A 22,170-nucleotide genomic window follows, 5' to 3' on the forward strand; every position below is an offset into this window, starting at 1 on the left:
AAGCCCAAATGTTCTATCTCCGCACGATGTGCATCCATGTTTTTAATGGTGACGACGCGCTTGGCAACCGCGTTCATCGCGAAAGTCCGGAACTCACCGATTTTTTTCCATGGCCCTCCAATCCGCCGCCATGGATACCGACCAGCGTGTCTCCACCAACGCCGTCATCGCCCTCGCCATACTGCGACACGAAACCAACACACCCTTCCCACAACCAATCTTTGACCGCCGACAAAATGGCTTCCCCGGATTCTCCGGCTCTTCCCCCCTCGGTAAAGCTTGCCACAACCCTTTCAGGCCTCGAATCCTTGGCTTTTCGTCGCCCAATCATCATACGACATTATTTGGTGGCAGCTGTTGGAGCGGGCCGATTAAAACCGGGATCTCCCTTACTTCTCTGTAACCTCCACCTCCCCCCCAACGTCTCTAACCATGCGTTTATGGGTGCGCGTTTGTTATTTGCTGTACTTGTTTTACTTGCGGTTTACGTCGGGTGTCATCATCGCCCTGGTCTTCCTGCCATAAAGGATGCCGGTGCACTGCGCATTGACTGCCTCGATCTCTACTACATGGATGGCTCCGACAACATACCAGCCAATAAGTGGCCTCGGGCGATCGACTCGCTGTATCCAATCAGTGTCCTGCGCCAGCCTGACCACATCGAAATATTGATCAAGCGGAAATTGGGAGTGGAGGCCAGAGGTTATTGGATATGTCGGGATCCAGATGCGAAACCTGAATCATCCGTTTATAAACTTTCCAAAACCAGGGACAGTGGCGTCTATCAATTCGACCTTTTTAAATAAGACCGAGTCGTTCTCCAGTCAAAACAGTCCATTTCAACCCTGCTCATCAACTTGGAGTTTGATTCGCTTGCCAATTGCCAGCGGCCATTAATCCAACAACAAAAAAGCCAACCCCACTCGGGGCTGGCCTCAGCTCCAGTCACACAGTGGGAGCTCTCGTATGTTCAATGCTTGTGACGCCCGAGGACAAGTTTAGGTTACACAGCCCCAAAAGAATTTCTTTCAGCCAACCCACAGTCATATTTTCTTCTCCAATACCTCAACAAAGGCATTGCTTTAAAACAGAATTCCGCTGTGAAGCAGTCTCTTTCTGCCTGGAACATGGCTCGCTTCAGAATCTTACCATCTGCCGGGCTAAAGGGTTCCTGCCCTTCCACAGCCTTTTGCATTCTGACTGCGTTTACAGTCTCAGCTTCTGATCGGAATGCTCAATCCTGCCTCCGAATCTAAGGTCCTTCCTTTGGCAGACGATATAATTGATTGTCCAGCCCAACCCATAGATCTTCACCGACAATTTGAAGGCATTGAAAATGGTGAGAACTATAACTATCAAAGTTCGGAAAACTGACATCCAACTCGCATAACTTTTCCACCCTTTTTGTGTTTGCATTCACAAGTGCCAAGTATCCCAACCCGCCCACCCACACATGATCACCATCCATGGCCAGGGAATAAACCCATTTATTCGGCAAGGCTAGGGACCCCATTTTATGGGCTAGGAACTTGTGGATCTGCACGTGGGCGGATTGGTTGGCATTTATGTTATGGATGACCAATCCCCCGTCATATCCGCGTCCTCCAAAAACGGCAAAGTTTGTATTCGCCGCCACGCAGAAAATATCTTGAAGACCGTAGTTGCTTGGGCTGCTCCACTTCTTTTCCGCAATGGAAAAATGCCGCAATCCGGTATATTCTGCGATCCATAGGTCATTGCTTGTAGTTTGCTGGATCCCCAATACAGGCTTTCTCGGAGGTTCATTACCGGGCGCAGAAGACTCGCCATATCTGGAAGCAACCGTGCTTTTCGCAAGCTCAGGAGTAAAACCAACAAACTTTCCTGTATGTAAGTCAATAAATCCCATGCCACCGAGAATATCCTTGCCATAACCAACCCACACCCCCCCCTGATCGGCGCTGCCAAGCGAAGTGATATTGAGCAGAGGCAAACCATCTGCTTCATCATAAATTTTGTAATTTCCAGTTCGCTTATCCACCTGCACCAACCCATTGCCTCGTGTCCCCCACCAAACCCTCTCTTTATCAACCGTCACGCAGCTAATATTGCGCTCAAAGCTTACAGGCCAGTTAACCTCCTTTAACTGTTTGTCCCCTAAATCATATACAAATGGCACCACACCATCCGCCAGCCATATTTTATTTCCATCACATGCGAAAACAATTGAACGTCCAATCGTCAACTCCGGAGCGCCCAGATTGAATGCTTTGGGCGGTTCCTCCGGCTTTTCTCGCAACTTCTCTGTCCAAAAAGATTTGGTTCCCGGCTGCAATCCGAGATGTTGGCGACAAACTCCCACCGCATCGTCGGTGAATATTCTCGTGCCTTTTTTCCCCCATGGACCTTCCATGGGCATTTCCGCATAGACCACGTGACCTTGTAAGCTCTCGTAAATCCCCAGCGCCTCCTTCCATTTCCCTTGCTCGCTTTCGCAGTAAGCCTCCAAAAACAGTATGTCGGAAGGAGTTTGAGAGAGGTCATCCACCCCAGCCTTGCCTTGCCTGATCTGGCGTGCGATTTCCCCCAGTTCATATACTTTATGCATCACTGCCAATTCCAATAACTTCGGCAAAAACCCACGTTTAAAGGTGGACATTTGCGGGACTTTCTCAGGTTGATCGCGGCAAAACACAAGCGATTCTTTCAATCGGTCCCATACGGGCTGGGGAACAGGCTGGGGAACGGCTTGTGAACCATAGGTTCGCCATTCTGTGTAGCAAATCCAAATATAAGGAGCAAGCCCCGGATGCTGTTCAGAAACTTTTGGTAGAAACTTTTCAAGATAATTCTCTCCCGTCACGACATCGCCATCATTCAACCTGCCAAACAAAACAAACGTATTCTCGGCAACCGCCGGGATCTCTATAAATTGTCCTTTTTGCGCTAACCTCTCAGCAGATTCACATTGGGCCAAAAACAGCTTGGAATAAAGCTCAAGCCCTTCCTCGGTAGATAAACGTCGCTCTCGATGCAATCGCTCCACTGGATCAGGAAGCAATCCATGAATCCGTGCTCGCTCCACAGGATCTTCCGTGTCTCGAGCCAACGCCAACATCAGCTCCAATGCGTGCCGGTCATCCTCCTTAAAGTAACTCTTAACTAATTCTTCGCGCGCTAGTCTTACTAGGTGTGCATCAGGTGATCCGGCAATCACTTCACACAAATAATCACGCCCTGCCGTTTTTTTATTGATATCCGGCGCCAGCAGACAAACCGCTAGGTAAAGTTTCGCTTCCGCATTGTCAGGATCGAGCAAAATTGTGGACTCGAAAGCTGCTATCGCGTCGGAAATGTTCCTGAGCCGTTTGGCCTCGCCATCACCGCCCCCTGGATAACCGCCAAGGGGATAAATGGAATTAAAGGCTTGTGGCAAACGCGATCTCTCCTTTCCCCGTTCCAATTGCGCCTGGGCCTCCTCCTTTCGTGCCGGGCGCGCCTCCCGTTGATGCAGCCCTTTTAAATCATCGTTTATCAACCCAGTTACTTTCTGCTCCAATCCCGGTCCGGGAGGCTCTTTTAGTAAGTGGATCTCCTGCCCTCCACCCACCTCCTGGAATCTCAGCACCAGATTGATTTTTGCCTGCTCATCCTGATAGGATTGATAACAGCCATCCACCAGCACAAATGCCGGTTGCGCAATCGATCCATTCGCTACGGTTTCCGTCAATCCACCCATGCTCATACGCAGCTCGTTGAGCAATGGATTGACCATGCTTCTCTCCACGATCGCCACACGCGTCCCCTGATATGTCTTCTCAAGCGCAGCTCTGAGACTTTTTCTGAAATCGGGATATTTGTTATTAATGCTCAGATCCTCAAAACCTCCGATTCCGATGAAAATGCGCTGGTCAATAGTTGAAATTCGCTTTGCCGAATTGATGGTGAATTGAGTCAATGAATCTGCCGCTGACATCAGATTCGTCCTGCTTAATGGCACTGCAGTCAGATCACGCACCACACCGGTTTTCGCATCGATGATTTTCGCAATCAGGAAGTTGGTCCCTTTTTCTCCGGAAATGGAACCGATTACCAGCCAATCTGCCCTGAGCAATCTCCCGGCCTTAACGGTATCGGCCTGCTTTGAAAGCTGCGTCAGTGACATCTCCATTTCCTTTCTCACCAGTTCAATCGCCGGCCGTTCGACTAACTCAAATCCCTTCTCCTGGGACAATTTCGCTGCCAACAAATCTCCCAACTGTAAGTCTTGATGCTGCAGGTCCTGGGCATCACTGAAATTTGAAAATCCCCCGATAGCCAATCGCAAGACTGTTTTCTGACTTCCTGGAATTGTTCCGGGCTCCGGCTCCGCCGCACGAATCTGGCTCGCCGGGTTTGGCCAATGCATTGTCAGGATAAACACGAGGCACAGGGCCAGACGACCAGTGTTTCTTCGCGCTCCATTAAATCCGAAATGAGACATAAAATGCTTAAAACTGGGACAACCCTTGTAGATACAATCCCGCAGCTTACCTCACAGCAGGTTGCTGGCCAGTGAGTGCACACGAGAAACTGAAGTGTTCCAGGGGTTTTGAATTTAGCCTAGGTCTGTTGGTCACGCACTTGCTACGACAGCCCTTGCAATGAGAAAGCTTTTTGCCAAAAACCTGATGAACCGGCTCTCGTTTTATCTATCGGGAACTGCCCTGTTCTTTTCGCTGTTCCTGGCCCAGCCTTCGCTTGGAACCGAAGACCTTGATGCCTCCCTGCTAAAGGCGACTGAGAATGGTGATATAGCCGTTGTAAAGAAAGTATTGGCTCACGGGGCTAAATTGGAAACTCGTAATTCGGAAGGCTGGACCCCTCTTATCATTGCGGCCAAGTCAGCAAACCTGGAACTGGTAAAACTTCTTGTAGGAAAGGGCGCAGAAGTAAATACAAAATCGACACATAAAACTGGCAGTACTGTCCTCGCGTTCGCCAGTGACACGGACGATCCTGCACTGCTCAAATTCCTCCTTGAGCACGGCGCCAACATCAATGCTCGAGGCAGCAATGGGAACACCGCGCTTTATTACAGTATTTCGGCCGGCAAACGCAAATCCGCCGATTTTTTGATCTCGAAGGGAGCCGATGTGAATCAGTTGGCCTATACCAATGAAAGAGGGCAGACATTTACCCCACTGATTTCTGCGGCCTGCACAGGAAATTTGGAAATGGCTGAACTGTTGATTAAAAATGGGGCCAAGACTGAAAAAAGGGATAATTTCGGTTTCACTGCTTTGATGGAAGCGGCGAAGCGTGGTTTTCCCCAAAGCATTCAGTTTTTAATATCGAAGGGAGCCAACGTGAATGCGCGCGGGCCTTCTGGTCACACTGCGCTGATTTTTGCTGCCTATAACGGAGAGATGAAAACTGTTAAAATCCTTCTCGAAGCAGGAGCCGACCCCTTGGCAAGTGCAACCGACAACGACGAACATCCCGACGGTGGACCTCGTTATGACGCAGCAGATATGGCAGGACAACAAGGGTACCCTGAAATCGCAAATATCATTCGGGAAGCGCAAAAGAAAGCTAGTTCAGCCAAAGTTGGGAGCTAATCGCGACCTTGGAAGTTAGGGTACGATTCGCGAAGGTCAGTCGTGCCTCCTTTCCAGGTAATTTATCTACTTCTCAGAGCCCTGACCATGGCAACCGAAAGACTTCAGCCTTTGTTAACTGTCTATCCATCAAATTCAGCACCCACCCCCCTCCTCCGTCGCCTATCCAGAAGCGTAAGGAAGCAGGTATTATCCCCAGTTCACACAGCCTGATAAGTCAATACCTTAATCCATATGAAGTTTCGGAGTGATTCTGCAGTTCAAATACTCATTCACCCCCAACTTGATCAGGATCATGGAGACGAAACAGCCTCTGACATCATCCTTGGCACTGAATCGAATCCTGGTGCCGGTTGACTTCTCGGGATTTTCTTCGAAGGCCGTACGCTACGCTGTGCGCTTCGCGGAACAATTCGGTGCGACACTATACCTGCTCTATGTGCTGGAACGGTCTTCATTCATTACTGGCACGGATGGAGTGGTAATCACTCTCCCGGAAGGGCAGATGATGAATACCACGAAAACCAAACTGGCTGCATTTGCCGCAGAGGAAATAAAGGAACCTGTTCCTGTACACACGGAAGTGCGTATCGGCAGGCCGTATGAAGAAGTCATTAATCTCGCCAGGGAAATGCAGGTTGACCTCATCATCATCGCCACGCATGGCTATACCGGTCTTAAACATGTGTTCCTGGGCAGCACAGCCGAACTGGTCGTTCGCCATGCTCCCTGCCCGGTGCTGGTGGTTCGGGAAAAGGAACATGAGTTCATAGCGGAATAACCCGGCGAGATTTCACTGGCTGCTGGAATGTCCGTTCCATGCTTTGCTCCATGTGTTGAAGGAACGCGCCTGGTTTTGCAGTGTGTCGAAATTATATGGGGTGTTTAACCACTATGGGATGCCTCATTATTTGTTATAGATAAGGACAGCTTTAATTAACCTTATAAACCTATATGTCCAAGATCAAAGTTTTGCTGGTAGATGACCATACCGTCGTACGTCAGGGCCTCCGTGCCCTGTTACTGAGTGAAAGCAGCATGGAAATAGTGGGGGAAGCCTCCACGGGCCGGGAAGCCATTCAATTGGCGAAAAAACTCTCTCCAGACGTAATTGTGATGGATATTGCCATGCCTCTGCTGAATGGCCTCGAAGCCACCCGCCAAATTGTCCGAAACGAACCAAACTCCAAGGTTCTTGTGCTTTCCTCCTACAGTGACGATGATTATGTGCAAAAATTGACCGAAGCTGGTGCAGCTGGTTATCTTATCAAGCAAACTGCAGCCAACGATCTCGTGCATGCGATCCACGACATTCATGCTGGCAATGCCTATTTCAGCCCCACCATCGCCAAACGCCTTCGCGACCGCGCTCGTGAAGGATTTGCCAATGGTAATAACAGCAACGTAAAAACCAGCAATCTCACCGAGCGCGAAGCTGAGGTGCTCCAACTAATTGCTGAAGGGCAAGCCAACAAACAAATCGCCTCTGAACTGGGCATCAGCATTAAGACCGTGGAAAAACACCGCCAGCAGGTCATGAACAAGCTCAACATTCACGATGTTGCCGGTCTCACCCGCTACGCCATCTCCAAAGGTGTCATCGAGACCACTGCGGTAACTGCTTTGGTCTGAGTCGCAATCCACTCTCAAAAGTAAATCGTCCTTCTCCGATGGTCTCCCCCCTCGGCGAAGGATTTTTTTTGAGATCCCGTTGGCTTTACTTTCTATTGAAATCAGGCAAAAGTCTTGTAACCATGCGGTCGCTCCGGCGTCATCACTGCTGAAATCTCGTTATGCCCAGGATCACTGAACTACATGTGAACGGCAAACAGGTGCATCTCGATGCCGATTCGCAGCGCACCTTGCTGAGTGTCCTCCGCGACGACCTTGATCTGACTGGTACCAAGTATGGCTGTGGCGAAGGTCAATGCGGCGCCTGCACCGTGCTGATCGATGGCACTCCCACCCGGTCCTGCCTTACCTCCATCGGCAACCTTGGCCAGAAAAAGATCACCACCATCGAAAACCTCGCCCCAAATGGCACTTTGCATCCACTCCAACAAGCCTTCCTGGATGCCGGCGCATTACAGTGTGGCTACTGCACCTCGGGAATGGTTCTTACCGGTTATGCCCTTCTGCAAAAAAACCCTCGTCCTTCGCACGATGAAATCGTCCGTGCGATGAATGGCAACATCTGTCGCTGCGGTGCCTATCGACGAATCATCGCCGCGATCAAGCAAGGTTCCAAGTCCCTGAAGGCGGTGGCGCATGAATAAGGCTGAACCCTCAGATCTCTTTTTGGAAACTGAGCGCTACGAACTTTCAGCCTCGCCGCTCTATCATTTTGAAACCAGCCGCCGGGAGTTCTTCAAGACCTTGGGCTGCGGTCTGGTAGTGCTCTTTCTCATCGATTCCGCCTTCGCCCAGGAATCGGGTGGCCGGCGCCGCAGTTCGCGTGGAGGCCAGCGGCCTGCGGAGATTAGCGCCTGGCTGCACATTGGCGAAGATGGCATGATCACCGTATTCACTGGCAAGGCAGAAATGGGTCAAAACATCCGTACCTCCCTCACCCAGGCGGTTGCCGAGGAACTTCGCGCACCTGTTTCCTCCATTCGCCTGGTCATGGCAGATACTCAGTTGACACCATACGACGCCGGCACCTTCGGCAGCCGCACAACACCGGATATGGCGAGTCAACTGCACAAGGTCTCTGCCGCCGCTCGCGAAGCCCTGCTTGAACTTGCCGCTGAACATTTCAAGACCGATCGCACCTCCCTCGTGATTGCCGATGGCAGGATCTCCCAAACTGGAACAGACAATTCCATCAACTTTGGCCAGCTCACCAAAGGCCAAAAGCTCGTTAAATCTGTCGACGACAAGTCTTCCATCACCGGCCCGGACAAGTGGAAGATTGCGGGAACCTCAGCACCAAAAGTAGACGGTCAGGATTTCGTCACCGGCAAACACCAGTATGCTTCTGATGTAAAACTCCCTGGCATGCTTCATGGCAAGGTCCTCCGGCCTTCCGCTTTCGAAGCCACACTGGATTCTCTCGACACCAAACCAGCCGAAGCAATGCCAGGTGTGACGGTCGTGCATGAGGGAAATTTCATTGGCGTTGTTGCACCGGATATACAACTCGCCAACCGCGCTCTGGCAGCCATCGAAGCGAAATGGACAGCCAAATCTCAACCTTCCAGCACCGAACTGTTCGATTACCTCAAGAAGAATGCCGTCTCTGGACGCGGCTCCTCAAATCAAAACGATGCCTCCATTCAAGAGGCTCTCTCAAAGGCTGATCACAAGTTCCAGCAGACTTATACCATTGCCTACATCGCGCATGCACCACTGGAACCCCGCGCAGCCGTCGCCGAATGGAAGGAGGACAAACTCACCGTCTGGACCGGCACGCAACGTCCTTTTGGTGTGCGTGGCGAACTCGCCGAGGCTTTCGGAATTGCGGAAGACCATATTCGCGTGATCGTGCCCGACACTGGCTCCGCTTATGGCGGCAAGCATACAGGGGAAGTAGCCGTTGAAGCTGCCCGCCTGTCCAAATCGGCCGGCAAACCGGTCAAACTCGTTTGGACACGTGAGGAGGAGTTCACCTGGGCTTATTTTCGTCCCGCCGGAATCATTGATATTTCCAGCGGTGTCCGCAACGATGGCACAATCACCGCCTGGGAATTCCACAATTACAATTCTGGTGGATCGGGCATCAGCACACCTTACGAAATCGAACATCAACAAACTGAGTTTCATTCCACGAAATCGCCTCTCCGTCAGGGGTCCTATCGCGGTCTTGCAGCCACAGCCAATCATTTCGCCCGCGAGATGCAGATGGACGAAATGGCCCATGCCATAAAAATGGACCCACTCGAATTTCGTCTAAAGAATTTAAAAGACTCGAGGATGCGAGCCGTACTCGAAGCCGCGGCGAAGACTTTCGGTTGGGCTGAATCGAAAGCAGCGTCCAACCATGGCTTCGGCATCGCAGTCGGCACCGAAAAAGGCTCCTATGTTGCCACCTGTGCAGAAGTCTCGGTGGACCGCAAATCGGGAAAAGTTCAGATAATCCGCGCAGTAACCGCTTTCGAATGCGGTGCCGTGGTCAATCCCGAGCATCTCAAAAACCAGATTGAAGGCGCGATGGTCATGGGTTTGGGTGGTGCGCTGTTTGAGGCCATTCAATTCGAAAACGGCAAAATCAAAAATCCACACTTCTCCAGCTATCGCGTCCCACGTTTCAGTGATGTGCCTGAAATTGAGGTGGTTCTGGTAGATCGCAAAGACCTGCAGTCAGCCGGAGCCGGAGAAACACCCATCATCGGCATCGCCCCGGCCATCGGCAATGCCATCTTCAATGCGACTGGAGTTCGATTGCGTTCCCTGCCCATGTCTCAGGAGGCCTTGAAGTCCTGATCAGGACCTGTGCTCATCAAAGGGCACAACTTTAATGCTCTTTCATAATCCTTCGGATAATCGATATCCAAATCCAATCCCGCATCATCGAGTTCCAACAACTCGATTCGTGCGCTTGCGGCGGTCAAAAAAATTTTCAAAGTTTCAGCCCGGGAATTCGCCACTTCCCTGAATACCTGGCTCGGCAGGAAAACTGGGTGCTTCGGTTTGCCTGCCCTGGCAGGCTGGCAGATGTTGTTTGGACGACTCTGCGCAAAACTTACCAATTTCTGTAGCGTGCCCTGTTGTAGATGCGGTTGGTCGCCCAAAACCACCGCCCAATGAGAAATCCCTGGCTTCCACCCTTGCCATTTCGCCGCACAATGGATGGAACTGAACATTCCTCGTTCCGGATTTGGATTCACTATTCGATTCGCGAGGGGAAATTCAAGACGCTCCAGCTCAGCGTCAATCGGCCGGTCATTTGCAGATGTCACAACTGTCACCTGGTCAGTTCCCAAATCAGACCACAGTTGCAACAAATGACCCAACATCGTGGTGCCTCTCCAGGGGAGAAGCAGCTTCGGCCGTCCCATTCTGGTGGAACTGCCTGCAGCCAGAATAATCGCCGCAAACGGATAATGCAGCTCGTGAGTCATGCCCCAATCATGCTTCACGCACCGAAAAGTTTCAATGCAGCGGCGAATTGAACGCAGTAAGGCTGCAAAACTTAAAACGGAGTAGTTGCCAGGCAACCACTCCGTTCGGTTCAAGACGCTTCGTTAACGCCTGCGAAAATTAAAACTTTATTTCAGCCAGGCTTTTCAGGCTCACAGGAATTTGCTGTTCCGAATGGGACGACTCATCCTCGATGAAATAATATTTCACACCAATTTTCTTCGCGGCCTTCAATATGGGAGCAAAATCAATCTGGCCTGTTCCAATCGCCACGTCATTATTCACATCGGTGCCACCGGTAAGCGCTCCGGTCTGAGTTCCTTTCTTCATGTCTTTCAAGTGCATCAAGCTCCAGCGGTTCGGATACTTTTCCATCAACTTCACAGGATCCCGGCCGGGAAACACGATCCAAAACACATCCATTTCATAATGCACATGCTTCGGATTGGTTTCCTTCATCATCAAATCCAACAGCGTTCCGTCGGCGTAGGGTTGAAACTCAAAGCCATGGACGTGGTAGAAGAACTTGAGTCCATGTTTCTCCAAGGCTTCACCGGCTTTGTTGAATGTGGCAATCGCTTCGCGACAGGTCTTCTCATCATAAGGATTCTTATGTGGAATCCAGGCGCAGCCAACGTACTTAAGGCCCAGTGCTTTTGCCTCCTTCGCAATCCCCTCGACATCATTCTGATAACGCTCATAAGGGAAGTGAGCACTCACCGCCTGGATGTTCCGCTTCTCCAGGTCCTTTTTAAAATCTTCCGGCGATTGATTGTAGGTGCCGGCCAATTCGGCGTACTTGATGCCGAAATTCTGCACTTCGTCCAGAGTCTGGGGAACATCCTTTTTGAATTGATCACGCAAGCTGTAGAGCTGGAGTCCAATGGGCCCTTTGAAACTGGAACCGGTTCCCACTTCGGCCGCGTTGGTCATCGGGGCTGCGGAGAGCACAAAGCTGAAAGCGCCAATGCAGGAAAGTAAAAATTGTAGATTTGGTTTCATAAGTCACATGTAACCTGAAACTGAAAAAAAATGGAAGCAGAACTGAATCAGGATTTGAAGGATCAAGCTAAAAGTTGCTCGTGAAAGGCAGTTCAAACTCGTAAATCCCATCCAGCCCTGTCGGCTTGATGCTGGAATATTGGATGAGTGGCGCCGTTTGATCCCCCTCCAACACCACGTATCCGCTCAGCTCTGTTTCGCTTTGATGAACAACAATTTCGATGACATTGGAACTGCGGACCACTTGCGCCGGACACAGCCGCCGGATCGACTCTGGCCAATCCTGGCTGGGAACATAACCATTGGGGAGTTGCGTACATAAATGAAGGCAGTCCTTCCGCAGTATTGCTCCGTCACGGATCGCCGGCAGCACCTCGTGCTTGCAACCCACTAAAAGGAGGCTGCAAATCAGTCCACAGGTAATTACTCCCCAACCCTTCATGCCCGCTAGGTTTTAGAACAAGACTACCTCGATGAAAAGAAGTTTATCGGAAATTTTGTCCTACAAGATTGCGTAAAACTTGCCTTGCCACATAAATGGCAAGGCAATGGTAAAGACCCGCTGCTAATCCCAGTAATGTTAGGTGGCCTCCAACTCCTCAACTTCAGAATGGATTGCTTCCATTTCCTCAATCTCTCTGAACCTCTCAGCTTTGAAACCGAGTTCCAGGCCATATTTGCTTCGCGGATCTGGAGGATTGATCAATTCAGTGAGCAACACTCCGATTTCTCCGTCAGCGGCACCGGGTTTGGTGGGGAACGCAATACCCCGTGCCGGATAAACCGAGCGTATGGTGTAAGTCTCACCTTTCACTGGCAACGCCGTATAAAGCTTCTTCAACGGCCCCGGAAAACTGCCATCAATACAAATCACTTTTGAACCTGTTGTCATGAGCCACCCATAATAAAGCATTTCACCTCCAAAATGAAGACTGTAAATGCACTAAAATATTCCAATCCAAATAACTAATAAACAAGAACTTCCGATGCAAAAACCGGTCAATATTGAACGACTTTATACTTTTTATTGCCAAACTATTCCGACTCATTAACATTTTCCCATTATGGATTCGAACATTTGGGGTCTTATCTGCGTCCCCCTCGGAATTATAGTTTGCTTTTGGCCTGCCCTTTTGGCTGCCGTTTTGACCAAGCCCAAGGAAGAGCCGGTCAAGCTGTCGAAGAAGTAACGTTTGAATCCATTTACCCTCCGAAGATCCAATTGTATGTACAATTGGAATTCTTCGATTGTTTTTAGTTGAATGGACAAGGAATTTGGAAGTTTGCCTCCCAAGTCAGTTTATCATTTCGAGACGACCGCTATTGTTTTGTTTGAGGTCTTTGCGCTTCAGGCGCGGGAAAGTAATCCTCGTCAACGATGTGGGAAGTAGGAAGGTCGGTTTTTGCAGCGTCGGTCGCTTCTTTCATTTCAGGTAAATGCTCTTTAGGCGCAAGAAAATAGCTTTCATCAATAATCTGAGGAACCGGCTCCGTTGGAGGAAAATAGTTATCGTCCACCACTCCTGTCTTTTGCCGCCGGGGGAAATAATCTTCTCCGCTCACGCGTGAATCAGGATGCGGATAGCCTTCGGCCTTCCTTTTTTCCGCTGGCACCCCGTTGTTCATCTTGAAGCGGAAATGCCCTCGCTCATCCACCTGCAGCAGATTACCTTCAACCAAACGACTCATCATGTTCTTCGCCCAATTTGGACTTTCCAGGAATTTCTTTCGTCCTCCCGCCCGGCGGCAAATCTCTGCTATGGCGACATATTCTCCGCCTCGGCATCTTAAGTAGTCCAAAATCTCCAGTTCGTCCGAGCTTAAATCCATAAACATCTGCTATTGCTATTCACATCCATCAAAAGCAAGGCGGATGCCAACAGATTTTTTATGAGCCTGCGCCAGGTTCTTCACCATTATACAGGCTCTATCCCGTCAAACGTCTCTGATGTCTAGACTCTGCACAGCAATGAGACACTCTGCTTGGCGAAGCGAAATGAGCTTTCGCAAACCTCGGAGACTCAAGTCCTCTTGGCGTAGTTTTCCATGCCGGTGACATCAATCACTACCACGGGCTCATCTCCCACCACCCAGGCATCATGCCCCGGCGGCAGGGAGGAGACGTCGCCTGGCCCGAACTCCTCTTCACTGCCATCATCCATGCGCACCCGCAGCCGCCCTGAAATATGATATTGAAGGTGCGAGGCCTGACAGCTTTCAGTTTTGGCAATCGGCTTTACACAGGTTGACCATTTCCAACCCGGCTGCAAAGTGGCCCGGCCAAAAGACACCCCGCCTAAATTCACGAGGTCCACTTCGCCCTTGGCAAACGATCGCTTCTCATCGGGATGAGTCATCTCTCTTTTTTCCATTTTTGTCAGCAGTGCTTCCATAAGACTCCTTTCTCTAAATAAAGAAACTTCAGTTTAAGGTACTTCGCAAGGGAGGGTTCCAGCATTCGACTCTCCTGCCTTATACAAATTCGTTTCGAGGTGGTGTCTATCTGGTAACAACCATTTGGAATGAGATGGTCGTTGCTCGACGATGAACGATATAACGCTTTCTCACGGAGCAGACCACGCGCCCATACATACTGGAGAACCTGTTCCAACAACTCCGGTTTACGCTCAATTATTTCAACGGGCAGACTGGTTAAGCTTCGGGCTGACAACCATGATAATGCTGGTCGGCTATTTATTCACGCTGGCACCGAATCTGACTCTGGAGAGATCTGGAATCTATTCCACCGGTGCCATGTATGCCGGTGTGATGCCCCCATCCGGCTATCCACTTTGGACGATTTACGGATGGCTATTTACGCAACTACTGCCTATCTCAAATATTGCCTGGCGCCTGGCAGTCTCCTCCGCCACCGCAGGAGCGCTGACCTGTGGCATCGTTGCGCTGATGGTATCTCGTGGCGGTGCACTTATTATGGAAGGAATCCTTGGATTCAAGCGACTTCCGCCAAATGAAGGAACTCAGCTTCGCGTAACTTGCGGTTGTATTGCCGGAATGGCATTTGGATTCGATGGCGCTGTCTGGGAGATGGCCGTGGTTGTGGATGTCTGGCCATTGACCCTGCTGCTGCTTTCCATTGTCCTTTGCCTTTTGATGCGGTGGGCTTATGCGCCTGATCGAAAATCTTACCTTTACGCCGCCTGCTTTGCTTATGGTCTGACCCTGACCAACAGTGAGGCGCTACTGACAGTCGCGCTCGGCCTTCAACTATTTATCCTTTTCCAGGACCGCGAGCTGGGGCGCGAGATATTTTTTGCGAATTGTGTCCTGCTGACCGCGCTGCTTTTGGCGCAGAAGTGGGAATATATCTTTTCCGGAGAAGGCTTCACCGTTTCCGTGCGCGCCTATTACGACTGGATTGCCATTGCTTCAGGCATTCTTTGCCTTGCACTCATTATCTGGTCTCGAAAGTTTCTTACCCAATGGAAAACTACCTTGATTTGCAGCATTATGCTTTTCGTGGGCTTGTTGCTGTATTTTTACCTGCCCATTGCTTCAGTGACCAATCCTCCGTCAAACTGCGGATATCCGCGCACTGCAGAAGGCTTTTTTCATGTGCTGACTCGCGGCCAGTACGAGAGAATCCAAGCAACGCCGAACCTCGAACGATTTGCCGAACAGGTTTGGATGTATGGCGAGGTTGCTGTAAGCGAATTTGGTTTTACCTACCTGCTTATTGCCCTGATACCGTTCTGCCTTTTGCACAGAATGCGGACAACGGAAAAGAGGTGGCTGTTGGGATTGCTGGCGGTTTATCTTTGCCTGGCATTCCTCATGTTGGCACTCTTGAATCCGCCAACAGATAAGTCAGGACGAGACCTCGTCAAAACCTACTTCACCGCTTCGCACCTTGTCCTCGCCATCTGGAGCGGGTGCGGTCTCATCCTGCTCGGTTCGCAGCTGGGCGATACCAAGTCTGATTGCAGCCAAAACATTCCCTCATCCGTGTAGGAACACTTGCTTCCAACGCCGATCCAACTGCAGAAACAGTATGGGAGGGGCATATTGTTTACATGGACGGTCGGCGCAACTATCACCATACCTCCGGGCCTGAACCTCCATGGCACCATAGCTGCTCCTATGTCGACGCTTTGCCATTAAGAGGCTAAGAAAATCAAAACTAGACAATTGCTTCCACCTTCCATGCGAAAACTGTCCATATTTCACCTATTGTTGTGGTTTCTCCTCCCGGCGCTTCTCACTATCACTTTAATCGGCTGTAGCCAGGGAGATGGCGTCAAACCCAATGCCGCCTCCAACAGGGAAAAGTATTTTAAAACCCGCGTCCAGGACGAGTCCCAATTCGTTGTGGAACTCATCACTGCTGATATAGCCGAAATGGCTTATTACGCGAAACATCAGGCTCAGCCCAAGGTTAAGGCCGAGATTGTTACGGCAGAGGAAATCACCCCGATCAGTTACGGTTTCCCCAAATACAAGCTCGCCGTTTCCTTGCCTGGAAAATCCTTTGATTACACCTTGGAAGTCACCAACAACATTTGGTCCCCTGAAACCTACTCTGCCTTTACCAAAGCCGTTTTTGATTCCCTGGAACTGCCGGCATCCAAAACACCAGCGCCATCGGATCTCGCCCTGCTCCACTCTTTGTTGAATTTGACGGCCACCAATATTGAAACTCAAAATAAGGCGTTATCCACCGCCTTGCGCTCCGATTTTTCAAACCCGGTTCCGCATGAAAAAGCAGCCGCACTTCTGGGAACTTTTGCCCTGCGGGAAAACTCCGGTTCTTTTTTCGACATCCGCTCGCCTCTTTCCCGCATGACCGCGCATCTGGCGTTCGCAAAAGCCCTCGCAAGCAATCGCGCCTACGGGCCAGAGGGACTCGTTGCCCAGGCTTTGCTCTCCACCCTGAGCAACAATCAGCGTGATGCTTTGGAACAGATAAAATTACTTGATCAAGCCAATCCCGACCTTGCTGCCTGGTCGCGTGCCATCCATGCACGTAATACTCACGATTTTCGTCCTCTCGCAGCCGTCAAGGACCGGTCGTTGCTCGAACAGGTGGAGCATTTCCGTGCCTACGCCATCTCAGCCAACTGCAATCTCGCGTGGGAACAACTGCCGGATAATTTGAAAATTCAACAACCGGATTTTTGTCGGATTGTCAATGCACGCGAATACTCCGTTCAATTGGGCCATGTCATGTCCAGGCTCAGCCTTCCATTGGAACTGCGCGAATTCACAGAGGTCTACCAGCTTTCGAAGGGCCACGCACTGAAAGCTGCCGAAGCCATCACAGCCCTGAATCAAATGCCCGGGCGTTGCCTTTCCCCCATGACTAACGGCACGACAGAAGTTCAGGTCATCGGCTGGGGCCAGTGGGCCACCTTCTTCCAGCACCACATTTGCCACGCCGTAGTGAATAATTATGATTTTCTGGCAAACAAATGGGGCGTGCCTGAAGCGGCTCGCGAGTTCTCCCAGAAGTGTGACGGAATTTTCCAGGAGCTCCGCCTCTATCCATTCGTTCGCCTCTATAACTGCACGGATCAAAGCTCCCATCGTGCGTCTATTGATGATTGCCTCACCGTCACCACCACGTTCCCGCATTTGGTTCCCACCAGGGCTTGGAACCAGATTTACTATGACGTCCCGGTCGCACCGCATTACCAGCCCAAACCTCCCCATGTCGACGAGTGGCATAGCCACAATCCGCCACCGGGTACTGCTTATGATCCCTATCCCCGATTGGACCACTCCAATCTCGTCCGACAACCCAATTCGGTGACGCGCCTTGAACTGTTGCATGAGATTGCCCCTTACGATTGCGATATTTCGTACTCCCTCTGCAGAATCAAATATAAGAAGAACGCTAATTACGAACAGACCGAAGCCATCTACCGTCCCATCCTGGATTACGATGGTGATTTGATGTACCAGTTGTCCAAAACCCTCACCAACAACCCTGGAGCTTACGAAACGCTCCTCGCTAAAACGGCTGCGATTGATCCCTATCGCTACTACAATCTTGGCGAATACTTCGAGCACGCGGGTAATGAAGAAAAGGCCGCCAACTACTATCAAAAAGGCATGAAGGCATGTGATGACTCGATTTCTGCATCCTATCACGCGAGTTACCTCATAAAATATTACGTGAAAAAAGGTCAGATCAAACAGGCCTCAGAGCTGGCAGACTCAGCCGCCGAGACCTACTCGTCAGTAGGTCTTCAAACCAAAGCCGAATTTCTGGAATCCACAGGAAATTATCTGGAAGCCCTGGATTATTACAAAAAAATAGAAGAACGCTATAAAACTTCCGACGAATTGATGCACTTTTGCGAACGCTACAGGGCCAAAACTGGCAAAACAGATTATGATTCCGTCTTCGAAAGCCGCGTCAAATCTCTGTTCCCCAATGGCATCGAGCATGTTGCCCTCAAGGATTTCACCTCTGCCCCAACTGATGGTGCAGTCATCACATCAACAAATGAGCGAACAGCCCAGGCCGGCTTGAAGAAGGGAGGCATTATCGTGGCGGTTTACGGAATTCGTGTTCATACCTTTCCACAGTATTCTTACGCCCGGGACACCAGCAAAGACCCGCAACTGGATCTCATTGTCTGGCAGGATAACAAATACACCCAGATCAAAGCGAGTCCGCCCGAGCATCGATTCCTAAACGAAATGCACACTTATGTGTCAGGCAGATAATCGATGCCGAAAAAAACTGATGCTTAAACCTTTTGACCCAGCTCAGCCTTGATCTCTTTGATCATTTTTTCCAGGCGGCGACCATACTCCACGTAATTCTCACGTGTCGCATCTTCGGACGCGGCTTTTACATGCGCGTCATGGAAGACCACGACCATGTGAGGTTCGATGGAAATGCCCGCATCATACCCACGTGCGAACGCATCCTTCAAAATGTCGCGCACACGGCCCTTGCCTTCACCCGGCCAGTTGTAATCCGCGTCATTCTTCGCTGACACCCACGTTGCATCCTTGATGTGGATATGGGCTGTATGATCACGCACCTGAGTCCAGAATTCCCAAGGGTCCTGCTTCGCCCAGGGCTTTGGACCTTTGCGATCAGCATTGAAAATCGGATTTGCGGTATCAAATACCCATTTGAGACCTGGACATTTCTCCAGCATCTCGAGCGCATGTTGCGAACTCATGCCGCCGTAATTCATGCAATTCTCATGCACCGACTGAATCCCGGCATCCAAAAACATGTTTGTCACTTCGCGCACCCGCTCAAACACCACTGCTGGCGTTTTCTCCTCAGCTTCCTTTGGCTTATAGCTCATGATGCGAATGAACTTGGTCTTGAGTTTCTGCATGCGCGGAATGGCACGCTTTACCTCGCCCAATGTGATATCAAACGGGTCCTCCACCTTCTTGGCCCAGTTCATGATCGCTGAGCCGAAACAATAAACCCCCAATTCAGCCTTCGTGAGCTTGTCCACCAGCATGTCAAAAGCGGGTTCGGGAATGTCGTGCAGGTTGGCCTTGGGAAAGCCCGGTACTTCCACCGCGCGCATCTCAATATATTTCCAGCCCAGTTCCTTGGTGGCTTTGATCTGCGAGTCTATCGACGCGCCTGCTTCATCTCCAATTCCTGTTAAAATCATAAATATTCAGCGATTAAATGACTTCGTAAAATCTTCCGTGGAAACTTCCACCACTTTTTTCTGATGTTTCGAATTCGTGACCAACTCGTTCAACTTTGCTTCAAATGCTCCGCTGTCCATTGGCATCTTCACCGCTTTGTCTATCAAGGAGGAATATAGCATGACATTCGCCAGTTCGACTGAATAAAGCCCATCTTCACCCGGAGCTATCAAGGGCGCACCATCCAGAATGGCATCCACGAAATTCTGCATCAAGGTCGCATGCGGAGCTGGTGCATTCTCGAATGGGATTTCGACATTCCAAACTTCCGGCTTCATAAAGCCCACCTTGGAAGTCTTGCTGAATTCAATCATGTCCGCTTCGTTGCGGGTGAAATGCAGCTTGTCCTTTTCGAGAACAATCTTTCCCTTTGTGCCCGCAATCTCAAAACGGTTCGTGCCCGGAGCTTCACCGGTTGAGGTGATAAACACACCAGTCGCGCCGTTCGGATATTCCAAATATGAGGTAACGTTGTCTTCAACCTCAATGTTATGATAACGCCCGAGTTGACAGAAACCCCGCACGCTCGAGGGCATGCCGCACAACCATTGGAGCACGTCCAGATTATGCAGACATTGGTTCAACAAAACGCCGCCACCCTCCCCCTTCCACGTGGCGCGCCAGCCGCCACTGGAATAATACGCTTCGGTGCGATACCAATCAGTCATGATCCAGCTCAGTCGGGCGATGTCGCCAAGTTCACCGCTCTGGATCAACTTCTGAATTTTCAAATAACGCGGTTCGCAACGCAGTTGGAACATACCGGCAAAAACCAATTCTTTGTGTTTCCTATGCGCTGCAATCAATCGCTCCGCATCCGCTTTGTGCGCTGAAATCGGCTTTTCCACCATGATATGCAAACCAGCTTCCAACGCGGCAATCCCCAGGCTCGTGTGTTGGTAATGCGGTGTGGCAATCAAGACGGCATCTATTTCACCCGATTTGATGAGCTTCTCCGCATCATCATAAATCTTGAGCGGCTTGTAGGATTGCAACTTGCCGGGCGAGGTGCTGCAAACCGCTACAAGCTCGCAACGATTCACCTTTCCCGCCATCAGGTACGAGGCATGGTGTTTGCCAATGTTTCCCATGCCAATGATGCCGATACGCACTTTGTCCATGGAAGGATTCTAGAGAGCACTTCAAAAATTTCAAATTGTGAATTTTTGCATTTGAGGCTGGTCATCTCTTAAAGACTCCTTAACTCTCGTAACACGTTTGAAGGAACACTCACAAATAACCCAAAATTCTAGAAGCCGCCTCATCTATGGCGTTGGGATTATTGCGGTAATCGGTCTTGGACTGGCATCCCGTCACTATTCCAGCGTCTTCCCGCTCTTTATAGGAGACATTCTTTGGGCGTTGATGGTCTTTCTGGGATTCGGATTTATTTTCCCATCCGTTAGCACTCTGCGAATTGCTGCCGCCACTGCCACATTCTCGGCCTCGATCGAAATCAGCCAACTGTATCACGCTCCTTGGATTGATGCCATCCGACACACCCGCCTCGGCGGTTTGATTCTTGGATTCGAGTTTCTTTGGAGTGACCTTCTTTGCTATGGCGTAGGAATTCTCATGGGGATCATCCTTGAAAATGCCGCCAGGCATCACTTTCAACGACGCAACACAAACCAACCCGCGACAAAATAAAAACCGGCAACGTTCTCAACGCTGCCGGTTTCCCTTCTCTTGATTGGCTCTTTAGTACAAAGAGATGGCGATTCTCTTTTTGAACCCGTCCGCATCCAGTTTTCCCTTGGCAACCGCATCAATGTCGCCTTTCTTCACCTTGATGGTAAGCGTGGACTTGGTCCTGGCTACATCCGTAACACCTCTTTCCTCTTTCTGAGAAACCACCTCAGGATTCGCCAAAAGGTCATGCTGTAGCGTTACCATTCTCCGGACAAACGAATCAGATGTCGCGGCTGAAGTTACAACCACTGTGACTGAATCATCCTCCTTCAGACCTCGAATATTACTCGCATTCTTCAGGGCGTTAACAAGCGACTCTTTCAGTTCATCAACTCGCTTTGGATTATACTGTTCTTCTGGAGGTTTGCCGGGCACAGCCTGAAATTCGTCCACCGTTACCCCTCTTCGTTGGCCATAGACTTCTCTTTTTGCTTCCTCCCATGCCGAATTGGTCTGCTGATTCGGTTTGCTTTCCGCGATGTGTTCCGGGGGACCGGAAAGCGGGAAATTCACTTTAACCAAAAAAATCACACCATAATTCTCAATTTGCATGTTCTTCAGCTCGTCACCGAAGGTGGATAGCCGGACGCCCATTACGCGGCGCATCTCATCGACTCCCCGCTTTTCAGCTGCCTTTTCGAGTATGCGGGACATGACATTCATATCCTCTTCAATCGTGGAAATGCTCTTCGGATCCACATCGCCGGATCGAATCACCAGGCTTCCGCCATCCTGCCCTAGTCTGGTTAAGACCGACTGAAACCGCATATTTCTTCCACCACCCTCGGCTCGGCCAGGCCCGGCTCCGAAAGGGTCCGCAGCTGCAGATCCAGGAGCAATTGGAGCTGTGACGGGAAGTCCTGTGGTCGGATCCACCATGCCCGGTTGAACCTGACTTCTACTCTCCTGCCCGGGTCCGGTTACAACAGACTGTAACCGCATCTTTGCACCACCCGGCTCGCCTCGGACGCGTCCAGACGCAGAATCAGCAATCGGGGGGGCAGGCGCAAGCTCCGGATCAGGTGGTGGCTCCGCTTGAGGAGCCTGTGCTAAAAGCAGTATCTGCCGGGCCTCTGCCACCCTGCCTTCTTGAATATTCAGGTCTGCTTTGCTTGAACCTAAGCCGAGCAAGAGCGCCCCAGCTGCCAGTAATATTTTCATA

20 protein-coding genes are annotated in these 22,170 nt (G+C 50.6%); 9 read left to right on the top strand and 11 right to left on the bottom strand.

Annotated features, from left to right (window positions below; genetic code table 11):
* Nucleotides 1-73: 73 nt before the first annotated feature.
* On the bottom strand, nucleotides 74-334 hold the full coding sequence (locus CFLAV_RS03990) for a hypothetical protein (protein WP_007413344.1): 261 nt from the start codon (nucleotides 332-334) through the stop codon (nucleotides 74-76).
* A gap of 106 nt (nucleotides 335-440) precedes the next feature.
* Between CFLAV_RS03990 and CFLAV_RS03995 the strand changes: the two genes are divergently transcribed.
* Nucleotides 441-806, top strand: coding sequence for a hypothetical protein (locus CFLAV_RS03995; RefSeq protein WP_007413345.1), 366 nt, complete (start codon nucleotides 441-443; stop codon nucleotides 804-806).
* Between the two features lie 446 nt (nucleotides 807-1,252).
* Here the strand turns inward: CFLAV_RS03995 and CFLAV_RS04005 are convergent, their stop codons facing one another.
* Nucleotides 1,253-4,462, bottom strand: coding sequence for a CsgG/HfaB family protein (locus CFLAV_RS04005; RefSeq protein WP_007413346.1), 3,210 nt, complete (start codon nucleotides 4,460-4,462; stop codon nucleotides 1,253-1,255).
* A 160-nt stretch (nucleotides 4,463-4,622) separates the two neighbouring features.
* On the opposite strand from CFLAV_RS04005, the gene CFLAV_RS04010 reads away from it, so the two are divergent.
* The 5 genes from CFLAV_RS04010 to CFLAV_RS04030 all read left to right on the top strand — a co-directional run bounded on the left by CFLAV_RS04010 (nucleotide 4,623) and on the right by CFLAV_RS04030 (nucleotide 10,001).
* Nucleotides 4,623-5,579: an ankyrin repeat domain-containing protein gene (locus tag CFLAV_RS04010; RefSeq protein ID WP_007413347.1), complete on the top strand. Its 957-nt coding sequence runs from the start codon at nucleotides 4,623-4,625 to the stop codon at nucleotides 5,577-5,579.
* Nucleotides 5,580-5,874: 295 nt separating this feature from the next.
* The gene (locus CFLAV_RS04015) at nucleotides 5,875-6,360 is read left to right on the top strand and encodes a universal stress protein (RefSeq protein WP_007413348.1); all 486 of its coding nucleotides are present in this window, start codon (nucleotides 5,875-5,877) and stop codon (nucleotides 6,358-6,360) included.
* A gap of 173 nt (nucleotides 6,361-6,533) precedes the next feature.
* Nucleotides 6,534-7,211 carry a response regulator gene (locus CFLAV_RS04020; RefSeq protein ID WP_007413349.1) on the top strand — a complete coding sequence of 226 codons (678 nt, stop codon included), beginning with the start codon at nucleotides 6,534-6,536 and terminating at the stop codon, nucleotides 7,209-7,211.
* A gap of 161 nt (nucleotides 7,212-7,372) precedes the next feature.
* Nucleotides 7,373-7,855, top strand: a complete 483-nt coding sequence (locus CFLAV_RS04025; RefSeq protein WP_007413350.1) for a (2Fe-2S)-binding protein — start codon at nucleotides 7,373-7,375, stop codon at nucleotides 7,853-7,855.
* Nucleotides 7,848-10,001 (top strand): xanthine dehydrogenase family protein molybdopterin-binding subunit, encoded by a 2,154-nt coding sequence (locus CFLAV_RS04030; protein WP_007413351.1) that lies wholly within the window; start codon nucleotides 7,848-7,850, stop codon nucleotides 9,999-10,001. Before CFLAV_RS04025 ends, CFLAV_RS04030 begins: the two co-directional genes overlap by 8 nt.
* Here CFLAV_RS04030 and CFLAV_RS04035 read toward each other — a convergent pair.
* From CFLAV_RS04035 to CFLAV_RS04065, 6 genes are all read right to left on the bottom strand, one after another.
* Entirely contained in the window at nucleotides 9,980-10,657 is a 678-nt protein-coding gene (locus CFLAV_RS04035) for a nucleotidyltransferase family protein (protein WP_150107263.1), read from the bottom strand. The genes CFLAV_RS04030 and CFLAV_RS04035 overlap by 22 nt on opposite strands.
* Nucleotides 10,658-10,778: 121 nt before the next feature.
* Nucleotides 10,779-11,660, bottom strand: coding sequence for a sugar phosphate isomerase/epimerase family protein (locus tag CFLAV_RS04040; RefSeq protein ID WP_007413353.1), 882 nt, complete (start codon nucleotides 11,658-11,660; stop codon nucleotides 10,779-10,781).
* A gap of 67 nt (nucleotides 11,661-11,727) precedes the next feature.
* Nucleotides 11,728-12,102: a hypothetical protein gene (locus CFLAV_RS04045; protein WP_007413354.1), complete on the bottom strand. Its 375-nt coding sequence runs from the start codon at nucleotides 12,100-12,102 to the stop codon at nucleotides 11,728-11,730.
* Nucleotides 12,103-12,240: 138 nt separating this feature from the next.
* Nucleotides 12,241-12,552, bottom strand: a complete 312-nt coding sequence (locus CFLAV_RS04050; protein ID WP_040546888.1) for a hypothetical protein — start codon at nucleotides 12,550-12,552, stop codon at nucleotides 12,241-12,243.
* A gap of 428 nt (nucleotides 12,553-12,980) precedes the next feature.
* Nucleotides 12,981-13,496 (bottom strand): hypothetical protein, encoded by a 516-nt coding sequence (locus CFLAV_RS04060; RefSeq protein ID WP_040546892.1) that lies wholly within the window; start codon nucleotides 13,494-13,496, stop codon nucleotides 12,981-12,983.
* Between the two features lie 185 nt (nucleotides 13,497-13,681).
* Nucleotides 13,682-14,053 carry a cupin domain-containing protein gene (locus tag CFLAV_RS04065; protein WP_007413358.1) on the bottom strand — a complete coding sequence of 124 codons (372 nt, stop codon included), beginning with the start codon at nucleotides 14,051-14,053 and terminating at the stop codon, nucleotides 13,682-13,684.
* 151 nt (nucleotides 14,054-14,204) lie between these two features.
* Here CFLAV_RS04065 and CFLAV_RS04070 point away from each other — a divergent pair, with 151 nt between their 5' ends.
* Nucleotides 14,205-15,632 carry a protein O-mannosyl-transferase family gene (locus CFLAV_RS04070; RefSeq protein ID WP_007413359.1) on the top strand — a complete coding sequence of 476 codons (1,428 nt, stop codon included), beginning with the start codon at nucleotides 14,205-14,207 and terminating at the stop codon, nucleotides 15,630-15,632.
* A gap of 192 nt (nucleotides 15,633-15,824) precedes the next feature.
* Nucleotides 15,825-18,353 carry a tetratricopeptide repeat protein gene (locus CFLAV_RS04075; protein WP_007413361.1) on the top strand — a complete coding sequence of 843 codons (2,529 nt, stop codon included), beginning with the start codon at nucleotides 15,825-15,827 and terminating at the stop codon, nucleotides 18,351-18,353.
* A 23-nt stretch (nucleotides 18,354-18,376) separates the two neighbouring features.
* On the opposite strand, the gene CFLAV_RS04080 is transcribed toward CFLAV_RS04075, so the two are convergent.
* Together CFLAV_RS04080 and CFLAV_RS04085 are read right to left on the bottom strand one after the other, a co-directional pair.
* Nucleotides 18,377-19,276, bottom strand: a complete 900-nt coding sequence (locus tag CFLAV_RS04080; RefSeq protein ID WP_007413362.1) for a sugar phosphate isomerase/epimerase family protein — start codon at nucleotides 19,274-19,276, stop codon at nucleotides 18,377-18,379.
* Nucleotides 19,277-19,282: 6 nt separating this feature from the next.
* Nucleotides 19,283-20,437, bottom strand: coding sequence for a Gfo/Idh/MocA family protein (locus CFLAV_RS04085; RefSeq protein ID WP_007413363.1), 1,155 nt, complete (start codon nucleotides 20,435-20,437; stop codon nucleotides 19,283-19,285).
* Nucleotides 20,438-20,552: 115 nt separating this feature from the next.
* On the opposite strand from CFLAV_RS04085, the gene CFLAV_RS37550 reads away from it, so the two are divergent.
* Complete coding sequence (locus tag CFLAV_RS37550) at nucleotides 20,553-20,966, top strand: ribosomal maturation YjgA family protein (protein WP_083808750.1); 414 nt, start codon at nucleotides 20,553-20,555, stop codon at nucleotides 20,964-20,966.
* Nucleotides 20,967-21,017: 51 nt separating this feature from the next.
* Here the strand turns inward: CFLAV_RS37550 and CFLAV_RS04095 are convergent, their stop codons facing one another.
* Nucleotides 21,018-22,169, bottom strand: coding sequence for a hypothetical protein (locus CFLAV_RS04095; RefSeq protein ID WP_007413365.1), 1,152 nt, complete (start codon nucleotides 22,167-22,169; stop codon nucleotides 21,018-21,020).
* Between the last annotated feature and the right edge of the window lies 1 nt (nucleotide 22,170).

Source organism: Pedosphaera parvula Ellin514 (genome assembly GCF_000172555.1).
Lineage (GTDB): Bacteria > Verrucomicrobiota > Verrucomicrobiia > Limisphaerales > Pedosphaeraceae > Pedosphaera.

Coding starts and splice junctions, on each gene's coding strand:
- CFLAV_RS03990 (WP_007413344.1), bottom strand. CDS start 334: ATGATGATTGGGCGACGAAAAGCCAAGGATTCGAGGCCTGAAAGGGTT.
- CFLAV_RS03995 (WP_007413345.1), top strand. CDS start 441: ATGGGTGCGCGTTTGTTATTTGCTGTACTTGTTTTACTTGCGGTTTAC.
- CFLAV_RS04005 (WP_007413346.1), bottom strand. CDS start 4,462: ATGTCTCATTTCGGATTTAATGGAGCGCGAAGAAACACTGGTCGTCTG.
- CFLAV_RS04010 (WP_007413347.1), top strand. CDS start 4,623: ATGAGAAAGCTTTTTGCCAAAAACCTGATGAACCGGCTCTCGTTTTAT.
- CFLAV_RS04015 (WP_007413348.1), top strand. CDS start 5,875: ATGGAGACGAAACAGCCTCTGACATCATCCTTGGCACTGAATCGAATC.
- CFLAV_RS04020 (WP_007413349.1), top strand. CDS start 6,534: ATGTCCAAGATCAAAGTTTTGCTGGTAGATGACCATACCGTCGTACGT.
- CFLAV_RS04025 (WP_007413350.1), top strand. CDS start 7,373: ATGCCCAGGATCACTGAACTACATGTGAACGGCAAACAGGTGCATCTC.
- CFLAV_RS04030 (WP_007413351.1), top strand. CDS start 7,848: ATGAATAAGGCTGAACCCTCAGATCTCTTTTTGGAAACTGAGCGCTAC.
- CFLAV_RS04040 (WP_007413353.1), bottom strand. CDS start 11,660: ATGAAACCAAATCTACAATTTTTACTTTCCTGCATTGGCGCTTTCAGC.
- CFLAV_RS04045 (WP_007413354.1), bottom strand. CDS start 12,102: ATGAAGGGTTGGGGAGTAATTACCTGTGGACTGATTTGCAGCCTCCTT.
- CFLAV_RS04050 (WP_040546888.1), bottom strand. CDS start 12,552: ATGACAACAGGTTCAAAAGTGATTTGTATTGATGGCAGTTTTCCGGGG.
- CFLAV_RS04060 (WP_040546892.1), bottom strand. CDS start 13,496: ATGTTTATGGATTTAAGCTCGGACGAACTGGAGATTTTGGACTACTTA.
- CFLAV_RS04065 (WP_007413358.1), bottom strand. CDS start 14,053: ATGGAAGCACTGCTGACAAAAATGGAAAAAAGAGAGATGACTCATCCC.
- CFLAV_RS04070 (WP_007413359.1), top strand. CDS start 14,205: ATGAACGATATAACGCTTTCTCACGGAGCAGACCACGCGCCCATACAT.
- CFLAV_RS04075 (WP_007413361.1), top strand. CDS start 15,825: ATGCGAAAACTGTCCATATTTCACCTATTGTTGTGGTTTCTCCTCCCG.
- CFLAV_RS04080 (WP_007413362.1), bottom strand. CDS start 19,276: ATGATTTTAACAGGAATTGGAGATGAAGCAGGCGCGTCGATAGACTCG.
- CFLAV_RS04085 (WP_007413363.1), bottom strand. CDS start 20,437: ATGGACAAAGTGCGTATCGGCATCATTGGCATGGGAAACATTGGCAAA.
- CFLAV_RS04095 (WP_007413365.1), bottom strand. CDS start 22,169: ATGAAAATATTACTGGCAGCTGGGGCGCTCTTGCTCGGCTTAGGTTCA.